The organism is Bradyrhizobium sp. P3_C3 (genome assembly GCF_056402655.1).
Genome location: NZ_JBFUGY010000007.1, coordinates 99,641 through 122,064, shown reverse-complemented (window position 1 = coordinate 122,064; position 22,424 = coordinate 99,641). Strand labels below are relative to the sequence as shown.

Genomic DNA, 22,424 nt, shown 5'->3' with positions numbered 1-22,424 from the left:
ATCCTCTCCGGATTTGCGGCTCATTGCCACCCAAGTCTTTGATGACAAAGGGAAGGTAAAGAGTTGCGTTATGCGTAATCGGGAGACCAGGATGGGCAACCGCACCGCGAAGTTCATATCTGCGCTTGTCGGCAGCATCATCGCCGGCGCACCACTGGCCGCCGTGTCGCAGAATGCGCCGGAGGCAACGAGCACGGCAAATGCCGCCAGCGACTGCCTCGCCTCGCCAAAGGGCGTCGCGCCGCAGGGGCAGCATTGGTACTATCGCCTGGAGCGCGGGAGCAAGCGGCAATGCTGGTATCTGCGCGCCGAAGGCGGCAAGGACAGCGCCAAGGCCGTGCAGACCGCGCAGGCTGCGCCCGATGCGCCGCCTGCAGATTCAGCAGCGCCGCAGCAGCACCCGGTGCAGGACGCACGCGCCGAATATCTGACGCCGCAGGGCAATACCGCACCGGCGACGCCGAATGCGCCCGCGCCAGCGAAACCGGCGCCGATGCAACAACAAGCTGCCACTCCCTCTGCCGACAGCAACGCGCAGCAGCCCGCGGTCGCCACGCGCTGGCCCGATGCCTCCGCCGCGGCTGCGTCGCCCGCACCGCAGGCTGCGCCCGCTCCTGTTGCCTCGCCCGCACCGCCGAGCGCAAAGCCGTCAAAATCCCCTGCCCCGGTCACGCTTGCCGCGGCAGATGCCACCACCGATAAAGCGACCGGCTCGCTCCAGACGCTGCTGCTCGTGATCGGTGGCGCGCTGGCGCTCGCCGGCCTCCTCGCCAGCATCATCTATCGCTTCGCAGGCGGACGACGCGTCCGAGTCCAGGATCGTCGCGTCAATTGGGACAATCGCGAGCCGCACGACGACGGTCGCGCGCCCTGGCTCGAGGCGACGCCAGCTGCCGCGCCGCGTGCGCAGCAGCCGCGCCCGGTGGATTTCGATGCCGCCCGTCCCCAGGCGGCCGCGCGTCGCCAAGCCCCCCAACGCGAAGCCACTCAGCGCGAAGCCGCGCAGCTCGAGGCGATCGATCACGCGATCGATGCCGTCGATCAGCGGGCGCCCCAAGCCCGCAACGAGGTCGCAGAGCTCGACGAGGCCAACATGTTCAACGGAGAGTTCGAGATCGAGGCATCGGCCCCCCGGCTCGCGGCCAACGACATCAATGACAAGGGGTCGGCCGATCGCGATGACGATGTGCAGATCGAGGATGCCGTCGACGTCGACGTGATCACGGCGATGCTGGAACGGCTGGCGCAGGAAGGACCGCGTCTCGCGAAGCCTAACCTTGAAGCTGGCCTTGCAAACCTCGTACGAAACCAACGAGGCCAGTCCGCCGCTCGCGCTTGAGGCGCTCGGCCTTCAGGATCGACTGCACCTCGGCAAACGCCTCGTCGACCGCGTGGTTGATGACGATGTAGTCGTACTCGGCCCAGTGGCTCATCTCGTGGCTGGCGCGGCTCATGCGCTTGCGGATCACCTCGTCGGAATCCTGCGCGCGCGAATGCAGCCGCTTCTCGAGATCGGCGGCCGAGGGCGGCAAGATGAAGACGCTGACGACGTCCGCGCGCGCCTTCTCGCGAAGCTGCTGCGTGCCCTGCCAGTCGATGTCGAACAGCACGTCCTGCCCGGCCGACAGCGCCGCCTCGACCGGCGCACGCGGCGTGCCGTAGCTGTTGTCGAACACCGTCGCCCATTCCAGCAGCTCGTCGCCCTTCACCATCGCGTCGAACCTGGCCTTGTCGACGAACAGGTAGTCGCGGCCGTCGACCTCGCCGGGCCGCATCGCCCGCGTGGTCGCGGAGACTGACATCCGAAGGCCGGGCATGCGGTCGATCAGTAGACGCGACAGCGTCGTCTTGCCCGCGCCCGACGGCGAGGACAGCACGAACATCAATCCACGCCGCTCGACACCGTCAGTTCCGTGACCGCCCGTCGTCATCGATCACTCCAGATTCTGGACCTGTTCGCGGAATTGCTCGACCACGTTCTTCATGGCCAGGCCCGTATTGGTCAGCTCGATGTCGTTCGACTTCGAGCAGCAGGTGTTGACCTCGCGGTGAAACTCCTGCGCCAGGAAGTCGAGCTTGCGGCCGATCGGGCCGCCCTTGCCGATCAGCTCGCGCGCCTGCGCGATGTGGGAGGCGATGCGGTCGAGCTCCTCGCGGATGTCGGCCCTGGTGGCGATCAGGATCGCCTCCTGCATCAGGCGGTCGGAATCGAAACGGTCGGAGGTGTCGAGCAGGGTCGCGATCTGCTCGGCGAGCCTCGCCTTGATCGCCTCGGGCTTGCGGCCCGGCGCGGCTTCCGCCTTCCTCGCCAGCACCTCGACCTCGTCGACCCGCTGGGTCAGGATCTGCCCGAGCGACGTGCCCTCGCGCTTGCGCATCTCGACGAGATCGGCGAGCGCCTTGTCGAAGGCCTCCGCGGCGGCGGCACGCGCGGCCTTGTCCTCCTCCTCGTCACCCTCGGGCTCGGCGACCTCGACGACGCCCTTGATGGCGAGCAGGCCGTCGACGCTCGGCGCGACCGCGTCGACCTTGCCGGCGATCATCGCGGCCGCCTTCAGGACGGCGTTGAGCACGTCCTCGTTGACGCGGACGGAGGCTGCGGCGTTGGCCCGCTTGACGTTGAGATTGGCATAGACGGTGCCGCGCGACAGAAGCTCGCCGGCGCGCTTCTTGGCGTGGGCCTCGAGCTCGTCGAACCCCTGCGGCAACCGCACCCTGAGGTCAAAGCCCTTGGCGTTGACCGACTTCAATTCCCATTCGAACGTATACGGCCCGCTAGCGCCGTGGCTTCGGGCAAAGCCGGTCATGGACGACAGCGCCATCAGGTCAATTTCTCCGGAAACTCAGGATTCGCGAGGCCCATCAGGCCACGCGAATCTTAAGACTATTTTGCAGGAAAGTGGAATCCGCAAAGTCCCGCAGGCAGGTCTGCGCGAACTAGCGCTGGACCACCGGCGGCGACGGCTGCACCGCGCCCTGGCGGGCGGGCGCGGGACCAGCGGGGCGAGCGGCTGGCGGCTTTTTCTGCTGATTGGGCCGCGTCGGCGTGGTCGCGGTCGGCGGATCCGCGGCAGCGCCGGGCGCGGCGGCTGCCGGCGGCTGCGCATCCTCGACCGGCTCGACCGTGTCGTTCTGGATCTGCTTCTCCATCGCGCGCAGCTTGGCGACGTTCTTCTGGTGCGCGTCGTAGGTTTCGGTGAAGGCATGCCCGCCGGTGCCGTCGGCGACGAAATAGAGGTCGCGGGTGCGGGCCGGGTTGGCGRTGGCTTCCAGCGAGGCGCGGCCGGGGTTGGAGATCGGACCGGGCGGCAGTCCCTCGATCACATAGGTGTTGTAGGGCGAAGGCTGCGTGATCTCGCTGCGCTTGATCGGACGGCCGAGCGTACCCTTGCCGCCGACAAGGCCGTAGATGATGGTCGGATCGGACTGCAGCTTGATTTTCTGCTTGAGCCGGTTGGCGAATACGGCAGCGACACGGCTGCGCTCGTCCGGCTTGCCGGTCTCCTTCTCGACGATCGAGGCCAGCGTCACCAGTTGTTCCGGCGATTTCACCGGAATGTCCTGGCTGCGGCGCTCCCAGATCTCGGCCAGCACGCGTTTGTGCGCCTGTTGCATGCGCTGGATCACCTGATCGCGCGGGGTCCCGCGCGGGAACTTGTAGGTCTCGGGCAGCAGCGTGCCTTCACGCGGCAACTCGCGGACGCTGCCGGTGAAGATGTCGTTGTCGGACAGCCGCGCCACGATCTGCTCGGAGGTCAGGCCTTCCGGGATCGTGACGGAATGCTGCACCACCTTGCCCTCGACGATGGTGGCGATGACGTCGCGCAAGGAGGCGTTCTTCTGGAACGAATACTCACCCGGCTTCAGGTCCGAGCTCGCCTTCAGCGCGGCGACGCTGGCGATGAACACCCACGGATTGACGTCGGCCACGCCTTCCCGGTTCAGCGTCTCGGCGATGTCGCGCTTGCCGGCCCGCTGCGGGATGTTGACGATCTTGTCTTCCTTCAGCGGCCCCGGCGCCTCGAGCAATTGCCGGCCGTAATAGTAGACGCCGCCGGCGCCGAGCATGGCGATCAGCAGAAGGGTGATGATGGCGTTGCCGACGATCACGAAGGGATTGCGCGCCCGGTCCGATCGCCTCGGCGGCGGCGGAACCTGCTCGGGCTCCAGCGCTGCCCGCGGACTCCGGGGCGAAATGGGCGGCCTTTCACTCATCGAAGCAACCTGAATCCTGCCGGTTCAATCGCGGCCAGACAATCGCTTGTCGAGCCAATGCACGCGCCCACGGGGTATGACTATCGCTGAATACGGCAAAACGGTGGATTCGTTTCAAACGCAAACTAATGAACCAGGCGGCGGAAGATCACCGACGCGTTGGTACCGCCAAAACCGAAAGAATTCGACAACGCGACGTTGACCTCGCGCTTCTTCGCAATGTGCGGCACGAGATCGATCGCAGTCTCGACCGACGGATTGTCCAGATTGATGGTCGGCGGCACGACATTATCGCGAATCGCGAGAATGGCGAAGATCGCCTCGATCGCGCCGGCGGCACCAAGGAGATGGCCGGTCGAGGATTTGGTCGAGGACATCGCGACCTTGGAAGCGGCGTTGCCGAGCAGCCGCTCGACCGCACCGAGCTCGATCTCGTCGCCGAGCGGTGTCGAGGTGCCGTGGGCGTTGATGTAGTCGAGATCGGATGCCGTGAGGCCGGCGCGCTTGAGCGCTGCCGACATGCTGCGGAAGCCGCCATCGCCATCCGGCGACGGCGAGGTGATGTGATAGGCATCGCCCGAAAGACCGTAGCCGATCACCTCGGCGTAGATCTTGGCGCCGCGGCGCTGAGCGTGTTCGAGTTCTTCCAGGACGAGGACGCCGGCGCCCTCGCCCATCACGAAGCCGTCGCGGTCCTTGTCGTAGGGACGCGATGCCTTCTCGGGCGTTTCGTTGAAGCCGGTCGAGAGCGCGCGCGCGGCGTTGAAGCCGGCAATGCCGATCCGGCTGATCGGCGACTCGGCGCCACCGGCAACCATGACGTCGGCATCGGCCAGCGCAATCAGACGGGCGGCGTCGCCGACCGCATGTGCGCCGGTCGAGCAGGCCGTGACCACCGAATGGTTCGGCCCCTTCAGGCCGTGCGCGATCGAGACGTAGCCGGAGGCAAGATTGATGAGGCGGCCCGGAATGAAGAACGGCGACACCCGGCGCGGTCCGCGCTCCTTCAGGAGGATCGCGGTTTCGGCAATGCCGGTGAGGCCGCCGATGCCGGAACCGATCATGGTGCCGGTCGCACACTTGTCCTCTTCGGTCTCGGGATGCCAGTTGGCATCATCGAGCGCCTGGCCGGCTGCGGCCATGCCGAAGATGATGAAGTCGTCGACCTTGCGCTGGTCCTTCGGCTCCATCCAGGTATCGGGATTGAAAGTATCGTTCGTGCCGTCGCCGCGCACGACGGTGCAGGCGTATTTGGTCTGAAGATCGGAGACATCGAAGCTCTCGATCCTGCGTGCGCCGCTTTCGCCGTTGAGGATGCGTTTCCAGGTCGGTTCGACGCCGCAGCCGAGCGGCGACACCATGCCGAGACCAGTGACGACAACCCGCCTCATGTTCGAAAACTCCGCATCGAAAGATTCACGGCCAATAACAAGAAACCGGCTGACCGCTGGTCAGCGGCCCGTCCGGTTTCAATGTTGTCCCCGCGAAAATGAAGAGCCTTAGCTCTTCGCGTTCTTCTCGAGAAACTTCGTGGCGTCGCCGACGGTGAGAATCGTTTCCGCGGCGTCGTCCGGAATCTCGCAACCGAATTCTTCTTCGAACGCCATCACCAGCTCGACGGTGTCCAGACTGTCGGCGCCGAGGTCGTCGATGAAGCTCGCAGCGTCGACAACCTTCTCGGGTTCAACACCAAGGTGTTCGACCACGATCTTCTTAACCCGCTCGCCAATGTCACTCATTGCATAACCTCGTGTTGTTCCCTGTAGACCCGACCCCCCGGGACGATACGAGCCGTCGTGGTCGTTGACTGCCTTCGCTTACGAACTTTGATTGGCCCCATCTTAACCGATGCAGGCCCGGCGAGACGGCCAAGGCTCCGCATCGCCAATATACAGGGTTTCAAAAACCTGCAATGGCGTTCTTTGCCCATCCGTTGAGCGTCCGGTTATCATACTTCAACTGCCTTGACTACAAGCCTCATTTCGCACCGGAAACGGCCGTTTGCCGCATCCCGCACCGCCCTTGTGGGCAGTGCAGAAGGAGACGTCAGATCATGGCCATGCCGCCGTTGACGTGGATGGTTTGTCCCGTGACGTAGGCCGCTTCGTTCGAACTCAGGTAGACGGCGGCGGCTGCGATGTCCTCCGGCGTCCCCAGGCGGGCAGCCGGAACCTTGGCCAGAATCGTCTCGCGCTGCTTGTCGTTGAGCGCATCGGTCATCGGCGTCTTGATGAAGCCCGGCGCGATGCAGTTCGCGGTCACGCCGCGCTTGGCGTATTCGGCACCGAGCGTCTTGATCATGCCGATCAGGCCGGCCTTCGATGCCGTGTAGTTGCCCTGCCCGGGATTGCCGGTGACGCCGACGATCGACGTGATGGCAATGATACGGCCGAAGCGCTTGCGCATCATCAGCTTGGTCGCGGCGCGCGCCAGGCGGAAGGTCGAGGTCAGATTGATGTTGATGACCTCCTCCCAGTCCTCGTCACGGAGCTGGACGAAGAGATTGTCGCGGGTGATGCCGGCATTGGCGACGAGAATGTCGACCTGCCCCATCGCGGCTTCCGCAGCGGGCACCAGCGCCTCGACCTCGTCGGCCTTGGAAAGATTGCAGGGCAGCACGTGGGTGCGCTCGCCGAGCTTGCCGGCAAGCTCATCCAGCACTTCCTTGCGCGTTCCGGAAATCGCAACGGTAGCACCCTGCGCGTGCAGCGCCTGCGCGATCGCGCCGCCGATGCCGCCGGTCGCGCCGGTGACGAGCGCCTTTTTGCCAGTCAGATCGAACATTGAAAAACTCCTTCAGGCCTGCTTCGCAGCGGCCAATGCATCCTTGGCGGCGGCAATGTCGTTAGGACCACCGACCGACACGCCGACAGCGCCATCCGCAATGCGCTTGACGAGACCAGACAGCACCTTGCCAGCGCCGATCTCGAAGAAGCGGTTGACGCCCTGCCCTGCCATATAGGCAACCGACTCGCGCCAGCGCACCGTGCCGGTGACCTGCTCGACCAAGCGGCGACGGATCTCGTCGGGATCGCTGATGGCGCTCGCCAGCACGTTCGACACCAGCGGCGCCGCCGGCGCCTTGATCGTGACCTTCGCCAGCGCCTCCGCCATGGCGTCGGCGGCGGGCTGCATCAACTTGCAATGGAACGGTGCGGACACCGGCAGCAGCATTGCGCGCTTGGCACCCTTGGTCTTGGCAATCTCGACGGCGCGATCGACCGCAGCCTTGTCGCCGGAGACGACAACCTGCCCGCCACCATTGTCGTTGGCGGCCTGACAGACCTGGCCCTGTGCCGCCTCGCCTGCGACCTCCATGGCGGCCTCGTAGTCGAGACCTAGGAGAGCGGCCATCGCACCGGCGCCGACCGGAACGGCTTTTTGCATTGCGAGACCGCGGGTGCGAAGCAACCGCGCGGTATCCGAGATCGTCAGGCTGCCGGCCGCAGCCAGCGCCGAATATTCACCGAGCGAATGGCCGGCGACAAAGGCCGCGTCCTGTCCCACGGAAAACCCGGCTTCGGCCTCCAGCACGCGCAGGGTGGCGACAGATACCGCCATCAGCGCCGGCTGGGCGTTTTGGGTGAGCTGGAGAGTTTCTGCCGGACCATCCCAGATGATCGCCGTCAGCTTCTCCCCAAGCGCGGCATCGACCTCGTCGAACACGGCGCGCGCCACCGGAAAGGCGTCGGCCAGGGCCTTGCCCATGCCAACCGCCTGGGACCCCTGCCCTGGAAATGTGAATGCTGCCGTCATGGCGCTCCCTGCTTGTCGGGCGTGATCCCTGCGAGAACCGGCAGCCGATGACGCACGGCCTTAGGCCATGGTTCCGGATCATGCTCCAAAGGGGGCCGTAGACACTGTCCGGGGCCGGAATGTCAAGCCAAGATAGGACCTTCGCCCGGCGTTCAACCGGGAATGCTGCCCCTAGAATCCACCATTGGTCTGATTGGCGTCGACCGCCGCCCCTGCCTGCGCGCGGCGCGCGCTGTTCACGAGTTGCCCCGGCCGGTCATCCCGGTCCGGCTTCGCGGTCGCCAGCCGCAGCACCGCGGCGTAGCCCGGCTGCACCTCCATGCGGCCGGCGTGCCGGCTCGCACTCAGCAGGCGATGCACCTTCGGCAGATTGTAGCAGGGCACGTAGAACAGGAGATGATGCTCGAGGTGATAGTTCACGTAATACGGCGCGATGAACAGGCGCGCCAAAAAATTGGCATGTGTGGTGCGGGTGTTGCGCAAGGGATCACTGCTGTCGGGCACGACGGCGTGCTCGGCGATGTTGCGGATGCGGGTGATGACCATCATCCAGGTCAACAGCGGCACCAGCCATAGCAACGGATAGGCCCACCACACACCGGCCGCCGCCAGCGCTGCGAACATCACGGCATTGGCGAGGCATTGCGGACCGAGTTGCTCCCAGAAATGCGTGGCGCGCTGGCGCCACGACCAGTCCTTCGGTCCAAGCGCATTGAACAATTGTGCCTTGCGTTGCTGGTAGCCAGTCTGTCCGGTGATGTCGCGAATGAACTTGCGGCGATAACTCAGCTTGGTGATCGGAAACGGCGCCGATAGCACGAGATCGGGGTCATCCTCCTGCTGGGTGCGCGCGTGATGCTGAAGGTGATAGCGCCGATAGCTGCGCGTCTCCGCGAAGAGAGGATAGGCGCAGAACCATTGGCTCAGGGCCAGATTGGTCTTCTCGTCAGCGGACAGGCAGCCGTGCGCGCCGTCATGCATCAGGATCGCGAGCCCAAGCTGGCGCGAACCGATGATGGCAACGGCGAGAATGTAGGTGATCGGGTTGGGCCACCACGCGACCAAAGCGATCGCTGCGGCAATGAGCGCCCAGGCGTGCGCGATCAGCGCGACGCCTTTCCAGGTCACGCGCTGGCGTACGTCGGCGAGTTGCTCGTCGGTCAGGAAATCGCGGGCACGCATGCGAAGTGCGGTCATGACCTAACCCTCCTCATTCGAACTGCCAGATGCGTCGCGCTCCTCGACCAGACGGAGCCGCGCCGTGTCGCTGGCTGATTTCGCCTGCTCGCCGAGCACACGCAGCATCTCGGCGCATAATTCATCCGGCGACCGGCCCATCGCGTACCCCTCGAGAATGACGCCGATGGCGACGGCCCAGAACCGCCGCGAGCTTTCGTCGGGCGCACGCAGGGAGCGCCAGCCGTGCCGCGCGACCTGGCTCGCATAGGCGCGTGCGCCTTCACCGTGCAGGCGCTCGATGGTGCGCTCGACCAGCGGCGCAAGATCCTGGCGCCGCCGGGTCAGCGTCAGCGCCTCTGCGAAGAACGCGACCGAATCGCTCGCCGTCACGGTCTCGGCCAGCGCGCGGGTATAGTCCCGCGGCGTGCGCGCTTTCAGCGCTGCCTGCTCCGTCGCCCGCGCCAGATACAGCAGCTCGCGGCAGGCGCATTCGACGAACAGCGCCTCCTTGGTGCGGAAGTAATAGGTGATCTGGCTCGGGAATGCGTCCGCGGCGGCGGCAATGTCGGTGATGGCCGTGCCGGACAGCCCGCGCTCCCTGAACAGCGGGCTCGCCGCATCCAGCAGCAGCGACCGCATCTTGCGGCCGGCCGAACGTGTGGCCCGTGCCGCATGCTTGGGGTCGCCAGCCGCCTCTAATGGCTCATGGACCGACTTTTCCGCCATTGGGGTCCTCTGCGTTGATTTCTTTGTATGCTATACAAACAAATAAATCAAGCTGGTGTGGTCCGGGAGGACCGGTCCCGCTGCCCCGCACCGGAACCATCCGGGGCCGAAAAGCGCGGCCTCGAACCTTGCAAAGCCGGCCAAAATCCGTATAAGCGCGCCATCCGCAGACCCCGGCCGGGAGCTGAACGGACGGTCTCAGCAAATCATTCGTGATTTTGGTGTGGCAGGGCCAGTCGGCCCGTCGTCCCGTGTTTCCGCCTTCTGAGCTTAATCCCAGAGTCCTTTCCGAAGGCCTCTTAAGGGCTTGACGCCGGGCGATGCGCCAACATGAGGAAAGGACCATTATGGCTCTCTATGAGCACGTTTTTCTCGCGCGCCAGGACGCGAGCACGCAGCAGGTCGAAGAGCTGACTGCGCAGATGACCGGCATCGTCGAAGGTCTCGGCGGCAAGGTCACCAAGACCGAGAATTGGGGCGTTCGCTCCCTCACCTACCGGATGAACAAGAACCGCAAGGCGCACTTCGTGCTGCTCAACATCGACGCGCCGTCCGCGGCGATCGCCGAGATCGAGCGCCAGGAACGCATCAGCGAAGACGTGATCCGCTATCTCAGCGTCCGCGTCGAGGAGCTCGAGGAAGGCCCGTCGGCGATGATGCGCAAGGCCGACCGTGACCGCGAGCGTGACGACCGTGGCGGCGGCTTCCGCGGCGATCGTGAAGGCGGTGGCTTCCGTGGCGACCGCGAGGGTGGTTTCCGTGGCGGCGATCGCGACGGTGGTGGCTTCCGCGGTGACCGCGGTCCGCGCCGTCCGCGCGACGAAGCTGAAACGACAACGCCGGATGCGGAGTAAGATCAATGGCTGAAGCTGGTGCACGCCGTCCGTTTTTCCGTCGTCGCAAGAGCTGCCCGTTCACGGGCGCAAATGCTCCGAAGATCGACTACAAGGACTCCAAGCTCTTGATGCGCTACGTTTCCGAGCGCGGCAAGATCGTGCCGAGCCGCATCACCGCGGTGTCGGCCAAGAAGCAGCGTGAGCTCGCCCGCGCCATCAAGCGCGCGCGCTTCCTGGGCCTGCTGCCCTACGTCATTCGCTAAGACGAATTCGGCCGGCGGCGACATCGCCGCCGGCCGCGCTTTTTTGGTTTCATAAGGCTTCCGGGTCGTCCGGTCGCCGATGGTTGGGGCAAGATGCCTCTAACCGCTCGAAGGGAGCGGGACAGCTGATGATGACTCTTGGACTGATAGCTCTGATCGCCGGCGCTGCGTCGGCCCTGATGTTCGCCTCGATCGTATCGGGCGCGCTGATCTCGCTCGTCCTGTTCTATCTCGCACCGCTGCCGCTGATGGTCGCCTCGATCGGCTGGGGCCCGCTTTGCGCGAGCCTCGGCGGCATCGCAGCTGCGATCGGCCTCGGGGCCCTGTTCGGCCTGCCCTACTGCATCGCCTTTGCCGTGACCGTCGCGCTGCCCGCGTGGTGGCTCGGCCATCTCGTCCTGCTCAGCCGGCGGGTTGGACCCGTCGCGCCGGAAGCCACCACCGAGCCGCCGGCCGAGCCCGAGCTCGAATGGTATCCGGTCGGCCGCATCCTGCTGTGGATCGCGGGCTTCGCCGCGCTGACCACGATCGCCGCCCTGCTCACCCTCGGCACCGATGCCGAGACCATCACCGGCACGCTGCGGCGCGGCTTGATGCGCCTGCTCCGCACCGCCGACCCGCAGACGTCAGGCGAAGCCGGTCAGTTCGTCGACGCGCTGGTGCTGATCGCTCCGGCCGCCGCCACCATCGTCGCGATGATGACGCTCACCCTCAATCTCTGGCTCAGCGGCAAGATAACGGCGACATCGGGCCGCCTGCTGCGTCCGTGGCCGGACATGATGACGGCCGAGCTGCCGCCGATGACGCTGGTGGCGCTCTGCATCGCGCTCGCGTTCTGCTTCACCGGCGGGTTGCTCGCGATGGTCGCGCAGATCACGACGGCGGCGCTGATGATGGGCTATGCGCTGACCGGATTTGCCGTGCTGCATACGCTGACGCTGGCGCTGAAGAGCCGCACCTTCTGGCTCGGTTCGACCTATGCCGTCGTCGTGGTGTTCGGCTGGCCCGTCATCGCGATGGTGATCCTCGGCCTTGCGGATGCCGTGTTCGGCTTCCGCGAGCGCTTCCTGCGCAGCCGCCAGCCACCGCCGCTGCCAACCTCTTAAGTTCAACCCCAAAACCCAACTCACTCAACACTTCAAAGGAGAACGAATATGGAAGTCATTTTGCTGGAACGCGTGAGCAAGCTCGGCCAGATGGGCGAAGTCGTGAAGGTTCGCGACGGCTATGCCCGCAATTTCCTGCTCAAGCGCGGCAAGGCGCTGCGCGCCACCGCCGACAACCGCGCCAAGTACGACGGCATGAAGGCCGATCTCGAGGCTCGCAACCTCCAGTCCAAGGGCGAGGCGTCCAAGGTCGCCGAGAAGATCCAAGGCAAGAACATCATCGTGATCCGTCAGGCTTCCGAAGCCGGCCAGCTGTTCGGCTCGGTCACGGTGCGCGACGTCGTCATTGCGTTCGAAGCCGACGGTGTCTCGCTTGAGCGCCCGCAAGTGCAGCTCGACGCGCCGATCAAGACCATCGGCAAGCACACCATCACCGTCGCCGTTCACCCCGAGGTCGAGGTCGAGGTTTCCGTCACGGTTGCGCGCAGCCAGGACGAGGCCGAGCGCATCAACCGCGGCGAGGACATCTCGACCCGCAACGAGGACCGCGATGCGGCCGCCGAAGCGATCGCCGCCGCCGGCGAGTTCTTCGATCCGGAAGCCCAGCAGGACGACGAGCCGGCGCCGGCTGCGGACGAGACCGAGAAGTAAGACCCGCGTTCGCGCGAGGCTGCGACGCCCGGCCGCCTCAGGCGGCCGGGCTTTTCGTTTTCGCGGCGACGTCCTCGCTCAGCATCGCGATCGAAGCGAGCGCAGTTGCCGTGTGCTTCTCGACACCGTCGTTGACGCAAAACACGTCGGCCGCGACCACCGAGACCTGGCGGCCCGGCTTGATCACCCTGGCCCGGCAGATCAGCTTCTCGCCGACCGCCGACGACAACAGATTGAGCTTGTATTCCGCCGTCAACGCCGGCTGGCCGCGCGAGGTCGCCGCTGCGATCGTCGTGGCGTTGTCGACCAGGAAGGCGGTGACGCCGCCATGGAAGAAGCCGTGCTGCTGGAGCAGCTCGGGCCGGCGCGCGACCGCAATCGTGCAGGTGCCGCGCGACAATTCCGAGAGCTCGGCGCCCACCAGGTTCATAAAACCCTGACGGCCGACATTGGCGTGGATGCGCTCGGCTACGGCTGCGAATTCGGGATCTGCTTCGGCTCGCATGCGGCTTCTCCTATTGCTTGTGGATGCGATCGGGCGGCCGCAGCGCACGGATGGCACAGGCGACAAGCGTGTCGGCTTCGCTGCGCGGATCGGCGCGGTCACGTCCCGAGAGAAAGGCGCGGCAGAAGATCTGGGCAGGGCCGATGAGCTGGCTGACGAACATCACCGGCGTCATCGGCAAAAGCTCGCCGCCGGCAACCAACGGCGCGCGCCAGCGCTCGATGCCTTCGGCAAGGCGCGCATTCTGCGCGCGCTGAGCGTCGCGGACGTCCTCGCTCCATTCGCTGCGCGATATCTCGAAGAGATAGCGGGCCTCGCGCCGGCTGGACACCACCCAGTCGAGATGGGCCCGGATCAACCGATCGATGCCCTGCCCGGCCCTCGGCATCGGATCGAGCGCGGCCAGCACTGCGGCGTGATAGTGCCGCAGCACCTCCAGGAACAGCGCGCCCGCCAGTTCCTTCTTCGATCCGAAGACATGAAAGAAGCTGCCGTTGGAGGCGCGTGCCCGAGCGCGGATCGCGGCCACCGTCGCGGCTTCGAAGCCGACGCGGTCGAATACGAAAAGCCCGGCCGCCAACAGGTCGTCACGCACGCTCGTCGTCATCGACACCTCCTGGAGCATCACTCTAGAGTAACGCTCTAATTGCGGTCAAGACGATGCGAAGGCCGCGATGCGTGCGGCCTTCGCAAATCGACGGAAAATCTGGCTCGCTTAGCGCGAAATCGGCGGTGTGGGCGGACCGGACGAGTCGGCTGGCGCCGCGGGCGGGGCCGCAGCGGTCGCGGGAGGTGCCGGCTCCTGCGGCTTGGCTGCCGGTTCGGAGCTCGCGGCAGGCTTGGGAGCAGCCTCCTCCGCCGGCTTGGCCTCGGCGGGCTTCGCGGCGGCAGACGGCGCAGCCGGCGTGACCTGCGGTACCGGATCGGGCCGCAGCGCCGGAGTATCGTTGCCGCGCGGCTCGACCTTGGCACTGTCCGGCCTGGCCTCGGCCGGCTTCTCTGCCGGCTTGTTCTCGGGCTTCGCCTCGTCACGGCCGGGCTCGACCTTGGCCGTGTCGGGCTTGGTGTCGGACTTGGTCTCGGCCTTCGGCTCGCTCTTCTTGTCTTCAATGGCCGGCGCGGCGGCGTCGACCTTCGGTGCTTCCTCGGTCCCGGGCTTGGCGCGACGCTTGGCTTTGCGTCCCTCGGGCGCTGCCTGGCCCTCGGGCCTCGCACCTTCCTTCGATCCCTCCTCGGGTGGCCGTGCCGCGCGCTTCTGACGCGCCCCCTCGGACGCGGGAGCGGCAGCCTCGCCGTCCGGCTTGGCGGCATCCTGGGAGCGCTGGCGGCGTCCCTGATGCTCCGGCGCCTGGCCGGGCGCGGTATTGGCTTCCTTCTCCTTGGAGCCGTCCTTTTTGTCCTTGCCGTCCTTGGCCTGGTAGCGGGTGTCGGTGGCACCGTTGGAGACGAGGTAGGACGCGAGCACGCCGGCCATGTCGGAGCTGGTCGTGTAGTGCTGGCGCAGGAAGCCCGGCAGCGAGCCCGGCGCCACCGTCTTCAACAGGCCGCGCGGGCTCTTGTGGCAGGCACTGCAGGTCTGCGCGAAAAGCTGGGATGGGGCCTTGCCGGCCTCGAGGTTCGTCGCCTGCGCAAGGACGGTATCGGTCGCGCCGAAGCCGATCAGAAGCAATACCGTCGCGAGGCTGAGCGCTCGGCTCGACATTCCCATCATCTCCATTGAATTTACGCGAATGCAGCCGGCATAAGGCGCGGCGGCGGGTCACCTTTTAGCGGATTGAGCCGCGAATGGAAGCAGCCTCCACACGCAAGGATGTGATTAAGCGCTTTTGGAATATCGGCTGTGATCACAGCGCAATAGCGCTGCAGCTTGTTTGAGTGCCGGTGGCCTCGTGAGACGACGCGTCGCCTGTCGGAAGCGGCACATCGTCGCAAAGTCACGACGCCGCAGACACCCGTCATCGTGCGCGCGAAGGCGGCGCCGAACCCGGGCCTGACGCTGGTTGGTGAATGAATCCTAATGACGCAGGGTCGAGATCTGGGACGATCGGAAAGAGGCTGTTAACGCCAGTTGCGCCCGCAGGTCCGCGAGGGTCTCGGGCGAGACCGGCTCGCGCCGCACTTCGGGCCGCTCGGCGTGCTGCATGGCCGCGATGAGGCCCGACAGCCAAAGCCGGCTGGCCGCCTCGCTTCGCCAATTCTGCTGCCGTTCTGGCCGCATCGCTCGCCTCGTTCCCTGGTGGCGGGAGACAACCCCCCGCCCGCCTTCCTGTTCCGGGTCGTACCCCGAAAGAATCCGGGGAGATGTGATCTGTTTCACATAAGTCTCGTCGGGCCCGGCTTAGACCGTCGCCATGAGCAAGCGGACCCAAACCTCATTCGACGTGCAGGACGACCTCCGCACCGATTACGCCCTGATCGCCACCGGCGTCGGAGCCGCCCTGGTTGCGCTGGTCTACCTCCTGCTGGTCTGAATCCGAGCCCAAAGCTCCCGGCGTGCGTCATTTCGCGCGCTTCTTGATACGTCTGCGCGCCAATCCATTAGGTTCATGTCACCCGGAGTTTTCCGTGGCGCGGTCACGGCCGCTTCCGGGACGGGCGAGTTCCGCAAAAACCGTCAAGCGCGGCGCGTGCCGCGGCTGCCAATCATCCACCATTTTAACTGAGCGGTTGATAGCGGTCAGCTTTTGCTTCCGCTTTGGCCTGAGGCGGCGCTTTATCCCGGCCCCGTATCCGCCCCAGAAAATTGCTAACGCTCGACCATGGCCCTGACTGATTCGAACGTCCTCAAACTCGCGCCCGAGCCCGGAACTCCGGCGTATCGGAGCGCGCCGCATAATATCGAGGCGGAACAGAGCCTTCTCGGCGCGATCCTGGTCAACAACGACGCCTTCTACCGCGTCTCCGACTTCCTCGAGCCGAAGCATTATTTCGAGCCGCTGCATCAGACCATCTACGAGACGGCCAGCAGCCTGATCCGGATGGGCAAGATCGCCACGCCCGTCACGCTGAAGACGTTCCTCCCGGCCGACACCGATGTCGGCGGCATGACCATCGGGCAATATCTGGCGCGGCTCGCGGCGGAAGCGACCACCATCATCAACGCCCAGGACTACGGCCGCACCATCTATGATCTGGCGCTGCGACGCGACCTGATCGGCATCGGCGAGGACATGGTCAATGTCGCCTATGACGCGCCGGTCGACTTCGCGCCGCGGGCGCAGATCGAGGACGCCGAGCGCCGCCTGTACGAACTCGCCGAATCCGGCCGTTATGACGGCGGCTTCCAGAAATTCTCGCAGGCGTTGGCGGTCGCGGTCGATCTCGCGGCCAAAGCGTTCCAGCGCGATGGAAAGCTGTCCGGCATCTCGACCGGCATGCGCGACCTCGACACCAAGATGGGCGGCCTCCAGCACTCCGACCTCATCATTGTGGCCGGACGCCCGGGCATGGGCAAGACTTCGCTGGCGACCAACGTCGCCTACAACGTCGCCAAGGCCTATGTCGGCGAGGTCCAGGCTGACGGCACCATGAAGGCCGCCAATGGCGGCGTGATCGGCTTCTTCTCCTGCGAAATGTCGGCCGACCAGCTCGCCACGCGTATCGTCGCCGAGCGCACCGGCATTCCCTCCTCCCACATCCGCCGCGGCGGCATCTCGGAAGCAGATTTCGACAAGATCCGGGAAGTCTCGATCGAGCTGCAGTCGCTGCCGTTCTATGTCGACGCGACCGGCGGCCTGTCGATCGCGCAGCTGATGGCACGCGCGCGCCGGCTGAAGCGGCAGAAGGGCCTCGATCTCCTCGTGATCGACTACATCCAGTTGCTCTCCGGATCCGGCAAGCGGAGTGACAACCGAGTACAGGAAATCACGGAGATCACGACCAGCCTGAAGGCGCTGGCCAAGGAGCTCAACGTTCCCGTGATCGCGCTGTCCCAGCTCTCACGCCAAGTCGAATCCCGCGACGACAAACGGCCGCAGCTCTCCGACTTGCGTGAATCCGGATCAATCGAGCAGGACGCCGACGTCGTCCTGTTCGTTTACCGCGAGGAATATTACCTCGCGATGAAGGAGCCCCGCCCAGGCACGCCTGAACACGAGAAGTGGCAGCTTGACATGAGTCTTGCGCACGGAAAAGCCGAGGTCATCATCGGCAAGCAGCGCCACGGCCCGACCGGCACCGTCGATTTGGCGTTCGAAGCCTCGGTCACCAGGTTCGGCGACCTCGCGCCTGACAGTCAGTTGCCGGTTCGCAGCGGCAACGACTACTGAGTTCCTTGAACCAGACCGGCCTCTTGCGTAAAACGGCGCCATGACAATGGCGTCCGACCCGAAAATGATCCCGCAATCCGGCCTCCTCTCCGCGGAGGCCAATCAGGCTGCCGCGCTCGCAGCCTATGGCGGCGTGCTCACCGTCGATCTCGACGCCATCATCGCCAACTGGCGCAAGCTCGAGAAGACGGCAGTGCCGGCCGAATGCTCGGCCGTCATCAAGGCCGACGCATATGGCTGCGGCGCCGCGCAGGTCTCGCGGGCCCTTAGCAAGGCCGGTTGCAAGACCTTCTTCGTCGCCACCATCGAGGAAGCGCGCACTGTGCGCGAAGCCGTGCCGGAAGCCGCGATCTACGTGCTCGGCGGCTATTTCCAGAACACCGGCGAGCACTACGCCAKGATCAATTGCCGGCCGGTGATCGGCGATCTCAACGAGCTTGCCGAATGGGACGTGTTCTGCCGCCGCACCGGCTGGACCGGAGGCGCCGCTGTTCACATCGACACCGGCATGAACCGGCTCGGGCTGACGCTTGCGGACGCGCAGGCCATCATCCCCCGCATCAACGCCGGCGATCACGGCATCACGCTGGTGATGAGCCATCTGGTCTCGGCCGAGCAGCTCAACAGTCCCGTGAATGCAAAACAGCTGGCAACCTTCCGCAGTATCGCCAGCGAATTTTCCGGCGTGCCGGCTGCGCTTGCCAATTCCTCCGGAATCTTCCTCGGCGCGCCCTTCCAGTTCGACCTGGTGCGGCCGGGCGCAGCGCTCTACGGCGTCAACCCGACGCCTGAGGCCGACAACCCGATGCAGCCGGTGGTCGACCTCAAGGCGCGCATCGTGCAGACCCGCAATGTCGAACGCGGCGAGAGCGTCGGCTATGGCGGCACCTGGACCGCGCGGCGGCCGACGAAACTGGCGATCATCGCGGTCGGCTATGCCGACGGCTATTTCCGCGCCGCCAGCTCCAATGACGGCACCCGCGGCGCCGAGGTCGTTGTCGCCGGCAAGCGCTGCCCGGTCGCGGGCCGCGTTTCGATGGACCTGATCGCGATCGACATCACCGACCTGGCCCCGAATGCGGCGCGGCGCGGCCACATGGTGACGCTGCTCGGCGAGGGCATCACCGTCGACGAGCTCGCGCATCATTTCGGTACGATCGGCTACGAGGTGCTGACCAGCCTCGGCCACCGCTACGCCCGCGTCTACAAGGGCGGCAATGAGGTGGAGCCGCTGGTCAAGCCGGAGCCCGCGCCGACGGCCGAGCAGCCGCCCTCCCCGCCGCCGATCGAGCAGCCCGCGAGCCCGCCGCCGCTGCCGAGTTAGGGACGCGCCCGTTCTTCGGGCGCGGCGCAGCGCTCCTTCAGCAATGCGCTGCAGAGCCGGGGCCATCTCCCCGCACCGTACTCTGTCGCTCTCTGGGTCCCGGCTCTGCGGAGCAGCGCCACACGCTGCGCCGCGTCCGGGACACGAGACCTACTTCTTCCGGCTGTCGAGCGCCGTCTTGCAGGACGCGCTGAGCTGATCGCGCTTGGCGTTGAGGCAGGCGATGATCTTGCCGCCACCGGGCGCGATGCCGGCGCAGAATTTGTCATAGTCCGCCTTGCACGCGCCGCGTGGATCGGACGATTGTGCCGACGAGACACCGGAGAACGCGACGACGAATGCGACGATGGCGAGGCTCAGACTGGACTTCAACATGGATTTGGATCTCCGGTGGCGGCGCAAACGACCGCGGCCGCAATCTCTACATGAAGATTGCGGCACTCAACGTCAACCGAATCTGTCCTACGACCGCGCGGCGAAGCCTGATGTCGCTAGGGGCGATGACGCTTCGTCGATCTCATCGCGCTCGATTATCCGCGCACCTTGTTATCGATAACCCACGCATCCATGCTCTCTTTGCACGCGTTGCCGATATGGCTCCTGTACCTGTTCAGGCAAGCAACAATGCGCCCGCCCCCCGGCACGACACTGGGGCAATATTTGAAATATTCCACCCTACAGGCGATTTCCATTTTCTCGGCAGCAAGAGCCACTCCGGAAAATGCGGTTGCGGCCACGACTACGGCAAGGCAAAGCTTGGTCATCGTCAAACCTCCATCGTGTCGATCGGCAATTTTGGGTTGTAAGCATACATCGTGGAACGCCGATGACAACGGTTGCGAGTCATTTCTGAAGATTTCCAGTCGTTGGGCGCATGAGGATCGCGACGTTCAACATCAACAATGTCAACCGCCGCCTGCCCAACCTGTTGCGTTGGCTGAGCGCGGCGAAGCCTGATGTCGTCGCGCTCCAGGAACTGAAGGCAGCCGACGGCGAATTTCCGGCGGCAGCCATCGAAAAGGCCGGCTACGGCGCGGTGTGGTGTGGACAGAAGACGTGGAACGGCGTCGCCATCCTCGCCCGCAATGCCGAGCCCATTCTCACGCGCGATCGCTTGCCGGGAAAGCCTGATGATCGCGAAGCCCGCTACATCGAGGCCGCCGTGCGCGGAATCATCGTTACCAGCATTTATCTGCCGAACGGCAATCCGCAGCCGGGGCCGAAATTCGACTTCAAGCTCGACTGGTTCGCGCGCCTCAAGCGCCACGCCAAGACCTTCATCAAGCAGGATCTGCCCGTGGTGCTCGCCGGCGACTACAACGTCGCGCCTGATGAGATCGACATCTATCCGACGCGGTCATGGGACAAGGATGCGCTGATTCAGCCGAAGAGCCGCGCAGCCTTTGCCTCGCTGGTCGAACAAGGCTGGTGCGATGCGATCCGTGAGTTGCATCCGGACAAGCGCATCTACACGTTCTGGGACTACAAGCGAAACCGCTGGCCGCGCGATGCGGGCCTGCGGCTGGATCATCTCCTGCTCAGCCCCGCCCTCGTCTCGCGGCTGGCCAAGGCGGGTGTCGACAAGAAGGTGCGCGGCGAGGACGGGGCGAGCGATCACGCGCCGGCGTGGGTGGTGCTGAAGGAGCGTTGACGGTGCCGTAGGGTGGGCAAAGGCGCTCTTGCGCCGTGCCCACCATCTTCTATCGCGAGTAAGGTGGTGGGCACGCTTCCGCCTTCGCTCTTCGAGCTACGGCGGACAAGTCGCTTTGCCCACCCTACGAGGTCGCGCCAGATCAACGCCCGTAATATTCCTGCACCGTATCCCACGCCGCCTTTTGCAGCAGTTGGGTGGTCTCCGCATCCAAGCCGATCGTATAGGAGTTGCCGACCGGCGAGCGCCCGGTCAGCGCGGCGAGCGTCACACAGGTTGCCAGATACGTGCCCGCCGGACTCGGGTGTCGCTTGTCCGGCGCATACAGATTGAGTTCCGGCTGGAGCTTGCGCACGCGCGCGAAGGCGAGGCCTGCGGGGATCACGAGCGCATCATTGGCATTGCCGGCGAGCGTATAGGCCTCGGCCAAGGCTTCCGTCATCTCCGGCTTGTCGGCATAGGCCCAGGACATAAAGAACACCGGCCGCATGCCGTGGGCACGGACGATCTCGCTGTCCTTCTTGGCGAAGGTCGCGAACGCGTCCTTCAATTGCGGATGGATCGGGCACTGGCTGCAATCCATCATCACGACGGCATCGAACTGCCTGCCCGGCTTGTTGAAGACGACGTTGTTCTGATCGTCGAAGGAATAGGCGCCGATGCCGCCCGGCCGCAGCAGATTGTCCATGTCGTGCCAATCAAGGCCGGAGCCGCCGATCGTAGCCATGGTGTTGCGGTACGCCGCCTTGTTGTCAGCATCAGCCGCGCGCTCCATGAAGGAGAGATGCCCGGGCATGCCGTTGTTGTAGTAGAAGAAGCTGTTGCCGACGAACAGCGCGGCTTTGGGGAAGTCAGGTCCTGACGTCGTGACCTTCGGTTTGGTCTGCGCCTGCGCATTGAAGCCGGCTGCAACGGCCAGACACATTGCGAGCATCACTCGCGCAAAAAGACGCATCATGGCTTCCCCCCTTTTTCTCTGGGGCCGGACCAAATCAGCTTTTCAAAATCGCCTCAAGGTCACAGACGCGCAGCGGACATGCGCGCGCCTTGCATGCTCACCACAAATTCCTGCCGTCGATCATGTTCACCGGCACGGCATCGAGATCGAAATCGTCGAACAGGCGCGCATTCACGGCAACCTTGGGATTGTCGAAATCGGCCTTGCCGGTCGACCAATCCGGCGACTCCGAATAGGTGCCGCAGCCGCAGCTCGCGCAGAAATGATGTTTGACCGTGCGGCTGCCCCAGAGATAGGTCGCGACATTTTCCGGCGGCGACAGCAGGCGAAATTGCGCCGGCGTGTAATAGGCCCACAACGCGCCCCGCTTGACGCAGAGTGAGCAGGTGCAGCGCGTCACGCTCGCCGGCGCCTCCGTCACCTCGAACACCGTCTCACCGCAATGACAGCTTGCCTCGATCGGCATCGACCCGCTCCCCGTTTTGTCAGGAGATGGTCGTAGCCTGCCCCTGCTGCCAACATGCTGTCAGCAGCGCAACTCGGTCATGGAGCCTCATTCGCGGACAGCCGCCTGACGTTCGCGGCCACGTGCTCGCGATAGCGCTGGACGACCGCGGCCGGCGTTGCTCCCGCAAGCAGGCTCGCGGCCGCCTCGAAAGCCGCGGCGATCTTCTCGCTGACCATCAGCACGGCCTCCTGCCGGGCGCCCTCGTCGCCGAGGCTGAGCTTCTCGCAGCGCAGCCGCACCACTTCGCTCGCTTCGACCGCGAGCATCGCGCCCGCATACCAGGGAAAGCCGTTATCGGATCCGCTGAGCGCCGCATGGCGGTCGAGGGCGGAGAAAGAATGATGATCGKGCATCGCGGACCTCAAATTCTTTGAGTGAGCGCTCCGATCAATACGCCTCAAATTTGAAGGATCCGGCCGGGGAACTGATCGGATTGGCCACGCCTGCGACACCCGCAATTAACCAAGGCTCTTGACGC

At 65.2% G+C, this 22,424-nt stretch carries 26 protein-coding genes; 9 read left to right on the top strand and 17 right to left on the bottom strand.

Annotated features, from left to right (window positions below; all coding sequences use genetic code 11):
• The first annotated feature begins 91 nt into the window (after positions 1-91).
• Positions 92-1,339, top strand: coding sequence for a hypothetical protein (locus AC1DW2_RS10660; protein WP_477005996.1), 1,248 nt, complete (start codon positions 92-94; stop codon positions 1,337-1,339).
• Here AC1DW2_RS10660 and gmk read toward each other — a convergent pair.
• From gmk to AC1DW2_RS10615, 9 genes are all read right to left on the bottom strand, one after another.
• A complete protein-coding gene (gmk, locus tag AC1DW2_RS10655; RefSeq protein WP_166352747.1) occupies positions 1,272-1,931 on the bottom strand; it encodes a guanylate kinase in 660 nt (219 codons plus the stop codon). The genes AC1DW2_RS10660 and gmk overlap by 68 nt on opposite strands.
• Positions 1,932-1,934: 3 nt before the next feature.
• Complete coding sequence (locus tag AC1DW2_RS10650; protein ID WP_063983695.1) at positions 1,935-2,822, bottom strand: YicC/YloC family endoribonuclease; 888 nt, start codon at positions 2,820-2,822, stop codon at positions 1,935-1,937.
• A 115-nt stretch (positions 2,823-2,937) separates the two neighbouring features.
• Positions 2,938-4,215, bottom strand: coding sequence for an endolytic transglycosylase MltG (mltG, locus tag AC1DW2_RS10645; RefSeq protein ID WP_477005995.1), 1,278 nt, complete (start codon positions 4,213-4,215; stop codon positions 2,938-2,940).
• Between the two features lie 125 nt (positions 4,216-4,340).
• Complete coding sequence (gene fabF, locus AC1DW2_RS10640) at positions 4,341-5,606, bottom strand: beta-ketoacyl-ACP synthase II (RefSeq protein ID WP_477005994.1); 1,266 nt, start codon at positions 5,604-5,606, stop codon at positions 4,341-4,343.
• 108 nt (positions 5,607-5,714) lie between these two features.
• On the bottom strand, positions 5,715-5,954 hold the full coding sequence (locus AC1DW2_RS10635; RefSeq protein WP_008130699.1) for an acyl carrier protein: 240 nt from the start codon (positions 5,952-5,954) through the stop codon (positions 5,715-5,717).
• Positions 5,955-6,261: 307 nt separating this feature from the next.
• Entirely contained in the window at positions 6,262-6,999 is a 738-nt protein-coding gene (gene fabG / locus AC1DW2_RS10630) for a 3-oxoacyl-[acyl-carrier-protein] reductase (RefSeq protein ID WP_028147729.1), read from the bottom strand.
• Positions 7,000-7,011: 12 nt separating this feature from the next.
• Positions 7,012-7,971 carry an ACP S-malonyltransferase gene (gene fabD, locus AC1DW2_RS10625; protein ID WP_477005993.1) on the bottom strand — a complete coding sequence of 320 codons (960 nt, stop codon included), beginning with the start codon at positions 7,969-7,971 and terminating at the stop codon, positions 7,012-7,014.
• 171 nt (positions 7,972-8,142) lie between these two features.
• On the bottom strand, positions 8,143-9,168 hold the full coding sequence (locus AC1DW2_RS10620; RefSeq protein WP_477005992.1) for a fatty acid desaturase family protein: 1,026 nt from the start codon (positions 9,166-9,168) through the stop codon (positions 8,143-8,145).
• A 3-nt stretch (positions 9,169-9,171) separates the two neighbouring features.
• Entirely contained in the window at positions 9,172-9,876 is a 705-nt protein-coding gene (locus AC1DW2_RS10615) for a TetR/AcrR family transcriptional regulator C-terminal domain-containing protein (RefSeq protein ID WP_477005991.1), read from the bottom strand.
• A gap of 347 nt (positions 9,877-10,223) precedes the next feature.
• Between AC1DW2_RS10615 and rpsF the strand changes: the two genes are divergently transcribed.
• The 4 genes from rpsF (at position 10,224) to rplI (ending at position 12,732) form a co-directional block, all read left to right on the top strand.
• Positions 10,224-10,730, top strand: coding sequence for a 30S ribosomal protein S6 (gene rpsF, locus AC1DW2_RS10610; RefSeq protein WP_014495806.1), 507 nt, complete (start codon positions 10,224-10,226; stop codon positions 10,728-10,730).
• Positions 10,731-10,735: 5 nt separating this feature from the next.
• Positions 10,736-10,975 carry a 30S ribosomal protein S18 gene (gene rpsR / locus AC1DW2_RS10605; RefSeq protein ID WP_007592020.1) on the top strand — a complete coding sequence of 80 codons (240 nt, stop codon included), beginning with the start codon at positions 10,736-10,738 and terminating at the stop codon, positions 10,973-10,975.
• Positions 10,976-11,103: 128 nt separating this feature from the next.
• Entirely contained in the window at positions 11,104-12,081 is a 978-nt protein-coding gene (locus AC1DW2_RS10600) for a YybS family protein (protein ID WP_063983701.1), read from the top strand.
• A gap of 48 nt (positions 12,082-12,129) precedes the next feature.
• Positions 12,130-12,732 (top strand): 50S ribosomal protein L9, encoded by a 603-nt coding sequence (gene rplI / locus AC1DW2_RS10595; protein WP_063983702.1) that lies wholly within the window; start codon positions 12,130-12,132, stop codon positions 12,730-12,732.
• Between the two features lie 37 nt (positions 12,733-12,769).
• Here rplI and AC1DW2_RS10590 read toward each other — a convergent pair whose 3' ends face one another.
• From AC1DW2_RS10590 to AC1DW2_RS10575, 4 genes are all read right to left on the bottom strand, one after another.
• Positions 12,770-13,237 (bottom strand): PaaI family thioesterase, encoded by a 468-nt coding sequence (locus tag AC1DW2_RS10590; protein WP_477005990.1) that lies wholly within the window; start codon positions 13,235-13,237, stop codon positions 12,770-12,772.
• A 10-nt stretch (positions 13,238-13,247) separates the two neighbouring features.
• Complete coding sequence (locus AC1DW2_RS10585; RefSeq protein WP_231144888.1) at positions 13,248-13,844, bottom strand: TetR/AcrR family transcriptional regulator; 597 nt, start codon at positions 13,842-13,844, stop codon at positions 13,248-13,250.
• 108 nt (positions 13,845-13,952) lie between these two features.
• Positions 13,953-14,939 carry a hypothetical protein gene (locus AC1DW2_RS10580; protein WP_477005989.1) on the bottom strand — a complete coding sequence of 329 codons (987 nt, stop codon included), beginning with the start codon at positions 14,937-14,939 and terminating at the stop codon, positions 13,953-13,955.
• A 312-nt stretch (positions 14,940-15,251) separates the two neighbouring features.
• Complete coding sequence (locus AC1DW2_RS10575) at positions 15,252-15,554, bottom strand: hypothetical protein (RefSeq protein WP_223153592.1); 303 nt, start codon at positions 15,552-15,554, stop codon at positions 15,252-15,254.
• A gap of 442 nt (positions 15,555-15,996) precedes the next feature.
• On the opposite strand from AC1DW2_RS10575, the gene AC1DW2_RS10570 reads away from it, so the two are divergent.
• Positions 15,997-17,505, top strand: coding sequence for a replicative DNA helicase (locus AC1DW2_RS10570; RefSeq protein ID WP_063983703.1), 1,509 nt, complete (start codon positions 15,997-15,999; stop codon positions 17,503-17,505).
• A gap of 46 nt (positions 17,506-17,551) precedes the next feature.
• Positions 17,552-18,829, top strand: coding sequence for an alanine racemase (gene alr / locus AC1DW2_RS10565; RefSeq protein ID WP_477006026.1), 1,278 nt, complete (start codon positions 17,552-17,554; stop codon positions 18,827-18,829).
• A gap of 150 nt (positions 18,830-18,979) precedes the next feature.
• Here alr and AC1DW2_RS10560 read toward each other — a convergent pair whose 3' ends face one another.
• Complete coding sequence (locus AC1DW2_RS10560) at positions 18,980-19,204, bottom strand: cysteine rich repeat-containing protein (protein WP_071914679.1); 225 nt, start codon at positions 19,202-19,204, stop codon at positions 18,980-18,982.
• Between the two features lie 50 nt (positions 19,205-19,254).
• On the opposite strand from AC1DW2_RS10560, the gene AC1DW2_RS10555 reads away from it, so the two are divergent.
• Together AC1DW2_RS10555 and AC1DW2_RS10550 are read left to right on the top strand one after the other, a co-directional pair.
• The gene (locus AC1DW2_RS10555) at positions 19,255-19,635 is read left to right on the top strand and encodes a hypothetical protein (RefSeq protein WP_477005988.1); all 381 of its coding nucleotides are present in this window, start codon (positions 19,255-19,257) and stop codon (positions 19,633-19,635) included.
• A gap of 68 nt (positions 19,636-19,703) precedes the next feature.
• Positions 19,704-20,480 (top strand): exodeoxyribonuclease III, encoded by a 777-nt coding sequence (locus AC1DW2_RS10550; protein ID WP_477005987.1) that lies wholly within the window; start codon positions 19,704-19,706, stop codon positions 20,478-20,480.
• A 142-nt stretch (positions 20,481-20,622) separates the two neighbouring features.
• Here AC1DW2_RS10550 and AC1DW2_RS10545 read toward each other — a convergent pair whose 3' ends face one another.
• From AC1DW2_RS10545 to AC1DW2_RS10535, 3 genes are all read right to left on the bottom strand, one after another.
• On the bottom strand, positions 20,623-21,438 hold the full coding sequence (locus AC1DW2_RS10545; RefSeq protein ID WP_477005986.1) for a hypothetical protein: 816 nt from the start codon (positions 21,436-21,438) through the stop codon (positions 20,623-20,625).
• 97 nt (positions 21,439-21,535) lie between these two features.
• A complete protein-coding gene (locus AC1DW2_RS10540) occupies positions 21,536-21,904 on the bottom strand; it encodes a GFA family protein (protein WP_477005985.1) in 369 nt (122 codons plus the stop codon).
• Positions 21,905-21,981: 77 nt separating this feature from the next.
• A complete protein-coding gene (locus AC1DW2_RS10535; protein ID WP_477005984.1) occupies positions 21,982-22,299 on the bottom strand; it encodes a hypothetical protein in 318 nt (105 codons plus the stop codon).
• Between the last annotated feature and the right edge of the window lie 125 nt (positions 22,300-22,424).

Bases quoted from the DNA above. Each gene is read 5' to 3' on its own strand.
- fabD (WP_477005993.1), bottom strand. From the start codon at position 7,971: ATGACGGCAGCATTCACATTTCCAGGGCAGGGGTCCCAGGCGGTTGGC.
- AC1DW2_RS10620 (WP_477005992.1), bottom strand. From the start codon at position 9,168: ATGACCGCACTTCGCATGCGTGCCCGCGATTTCCTGACCGACGAGCAA.
- gmk (WP_166352747.1), bottom strand. From the start codon at position 1,931: ATGACGACGGGCGGTCACGGAACTGACGGTGTCGAGCGGCGTGGATTG.
- AC1DW2_RS10580 (WP_477005989.1), bottom strand. From the start codon at position 14,939: ATGTCGAGCCGAGCGCTCAGCCTCGCGACGGTATTGCTTCTGATCGGC.
- AC1DW2_RS10545 (WP_477005986.1), bottom strand. From the start codon at position 21,438: ATGATGCGTCTTTTTGCGCGAGTGATGCTCGCAATGTGTCTGGCCGTT.
- rplI (WP_063983702.1), top strand. From the start codon at position 12,130: ATGGAAGTCATTTTGCTGGAACGCGTGAGCAAGCTCGGCCAGATGGGC.
- AC1DW2_RS10660 (WP_477005996.1), top strand. From the start codon at position 92: ATGGGCAACCGCACCGCGAAGTTCATATCTGCGCTTGTCGGCAGCATC.
- AC1DW2_RS10590 (WP_477005990.1), bottom strand. From the start codon at position 13,237: ATGCGAGCCGAAGCAGATCCCGAATTCGCAGCCGTAGCCGAGCGCATC.
- rpsF (WP_014495806.1), top strand. From the start codon at position 10,224: ATGGCTCTCTATGAGCACGTTTTTCTCGCGCGCCAGGACGCGAGCACG.
- AC1DW2_RS10570 (WP_063983703.1), top strand. From the start codon at position 15,997: ATGGCCCTGACTGATTCGAACGTCCTCAAACTCGCGCCCGAGCCCGGA.
- AC1DW2_RS10585 (WP_231144888.1), bottom strand. From the start codon at position 13,844: ATGACGACGAGCGTGCGTGACGACCTGTTGGCGGCCGGGCTTTTCGTA.
- AC1DW2_RS10550 (WP_477005987.1), top strand. From the start codon at position 19,704: ATGAGGATCGCGACGTTCAACATCAACAATGTCAACCGCCGCCTGCCC.
- AC1DW2_RS10555 (WP_477005988.1), top strand. From the start codon at position 19,255: ATGAAGATTGCGGCACTCAACGTCAACCGAATCTGTCCTACGACCGCG.
- AC1DW2_RS10650 (WP_063983695.1), bottom strand. From the start codon at position 2,822: ATGGCGCTGTCGTCCATGACCGGCTTTGCCCGAAGCCACGGCGCTAGC.
- fabF (WP_477005994.1), bottom strand. From the start codon at position 5,606: ATGAGGCGGGTTGTCGTCACTGGTCTCGGCATGGTGTCGCCGCTCGGC.
- AC1DW2_RS10600 (WP_063983701.1), top strand. From the start codon at position 11,104: ATGATGACTCTTGGACTGATAGCTCTGATCGCCGGCGCTGCGTCGGCC.
- fabG (WP_028147729.1), bottom strand. From the start codon at position 6,999: ATGTTCGATCTGACTGGCAAAAAGGCGCTCGTCACCGGCGCGACCGGC.
- AC1DW2_RS10540 (WP_477005985.1), bottom strand. From the start codon at position 21,904: ATGCCGATCGAGGCAAGCTGTCATTGCGGTGAGACGGTGTTCGAGGTG.
- AC1DW2_RS10635 (WP_008130699.1), bottom strand. From the start codon at position 5,954: ATGAGTGACATTGGCGAGCGGGTTAAGAAGATCGTGGTCGAACACCTT.
- AC1DW2_RS10615 (WP_477005991.1), bottom strand. From the start codon at position 9,876: ATGGCGGAAAAGTCGGTCCATGAGCCATTAGAGGCGGCTGGCGACCCC.
- rpsR (WP_007592020.1), top strand. From the start codon at position 10,736: ATGGCTGAAGCTGGTGCACGCCGTCCGTTTTTCCGTCGTCGCAAGAGC.
- AC1DW2_RS10560 (WP_071914679.1), bottom strand. From the start codon at position 19,204: ATGTTGAAGTCCAGTCTGAGCCTCGCCATCGTCGCATTCGTCGTCGCG.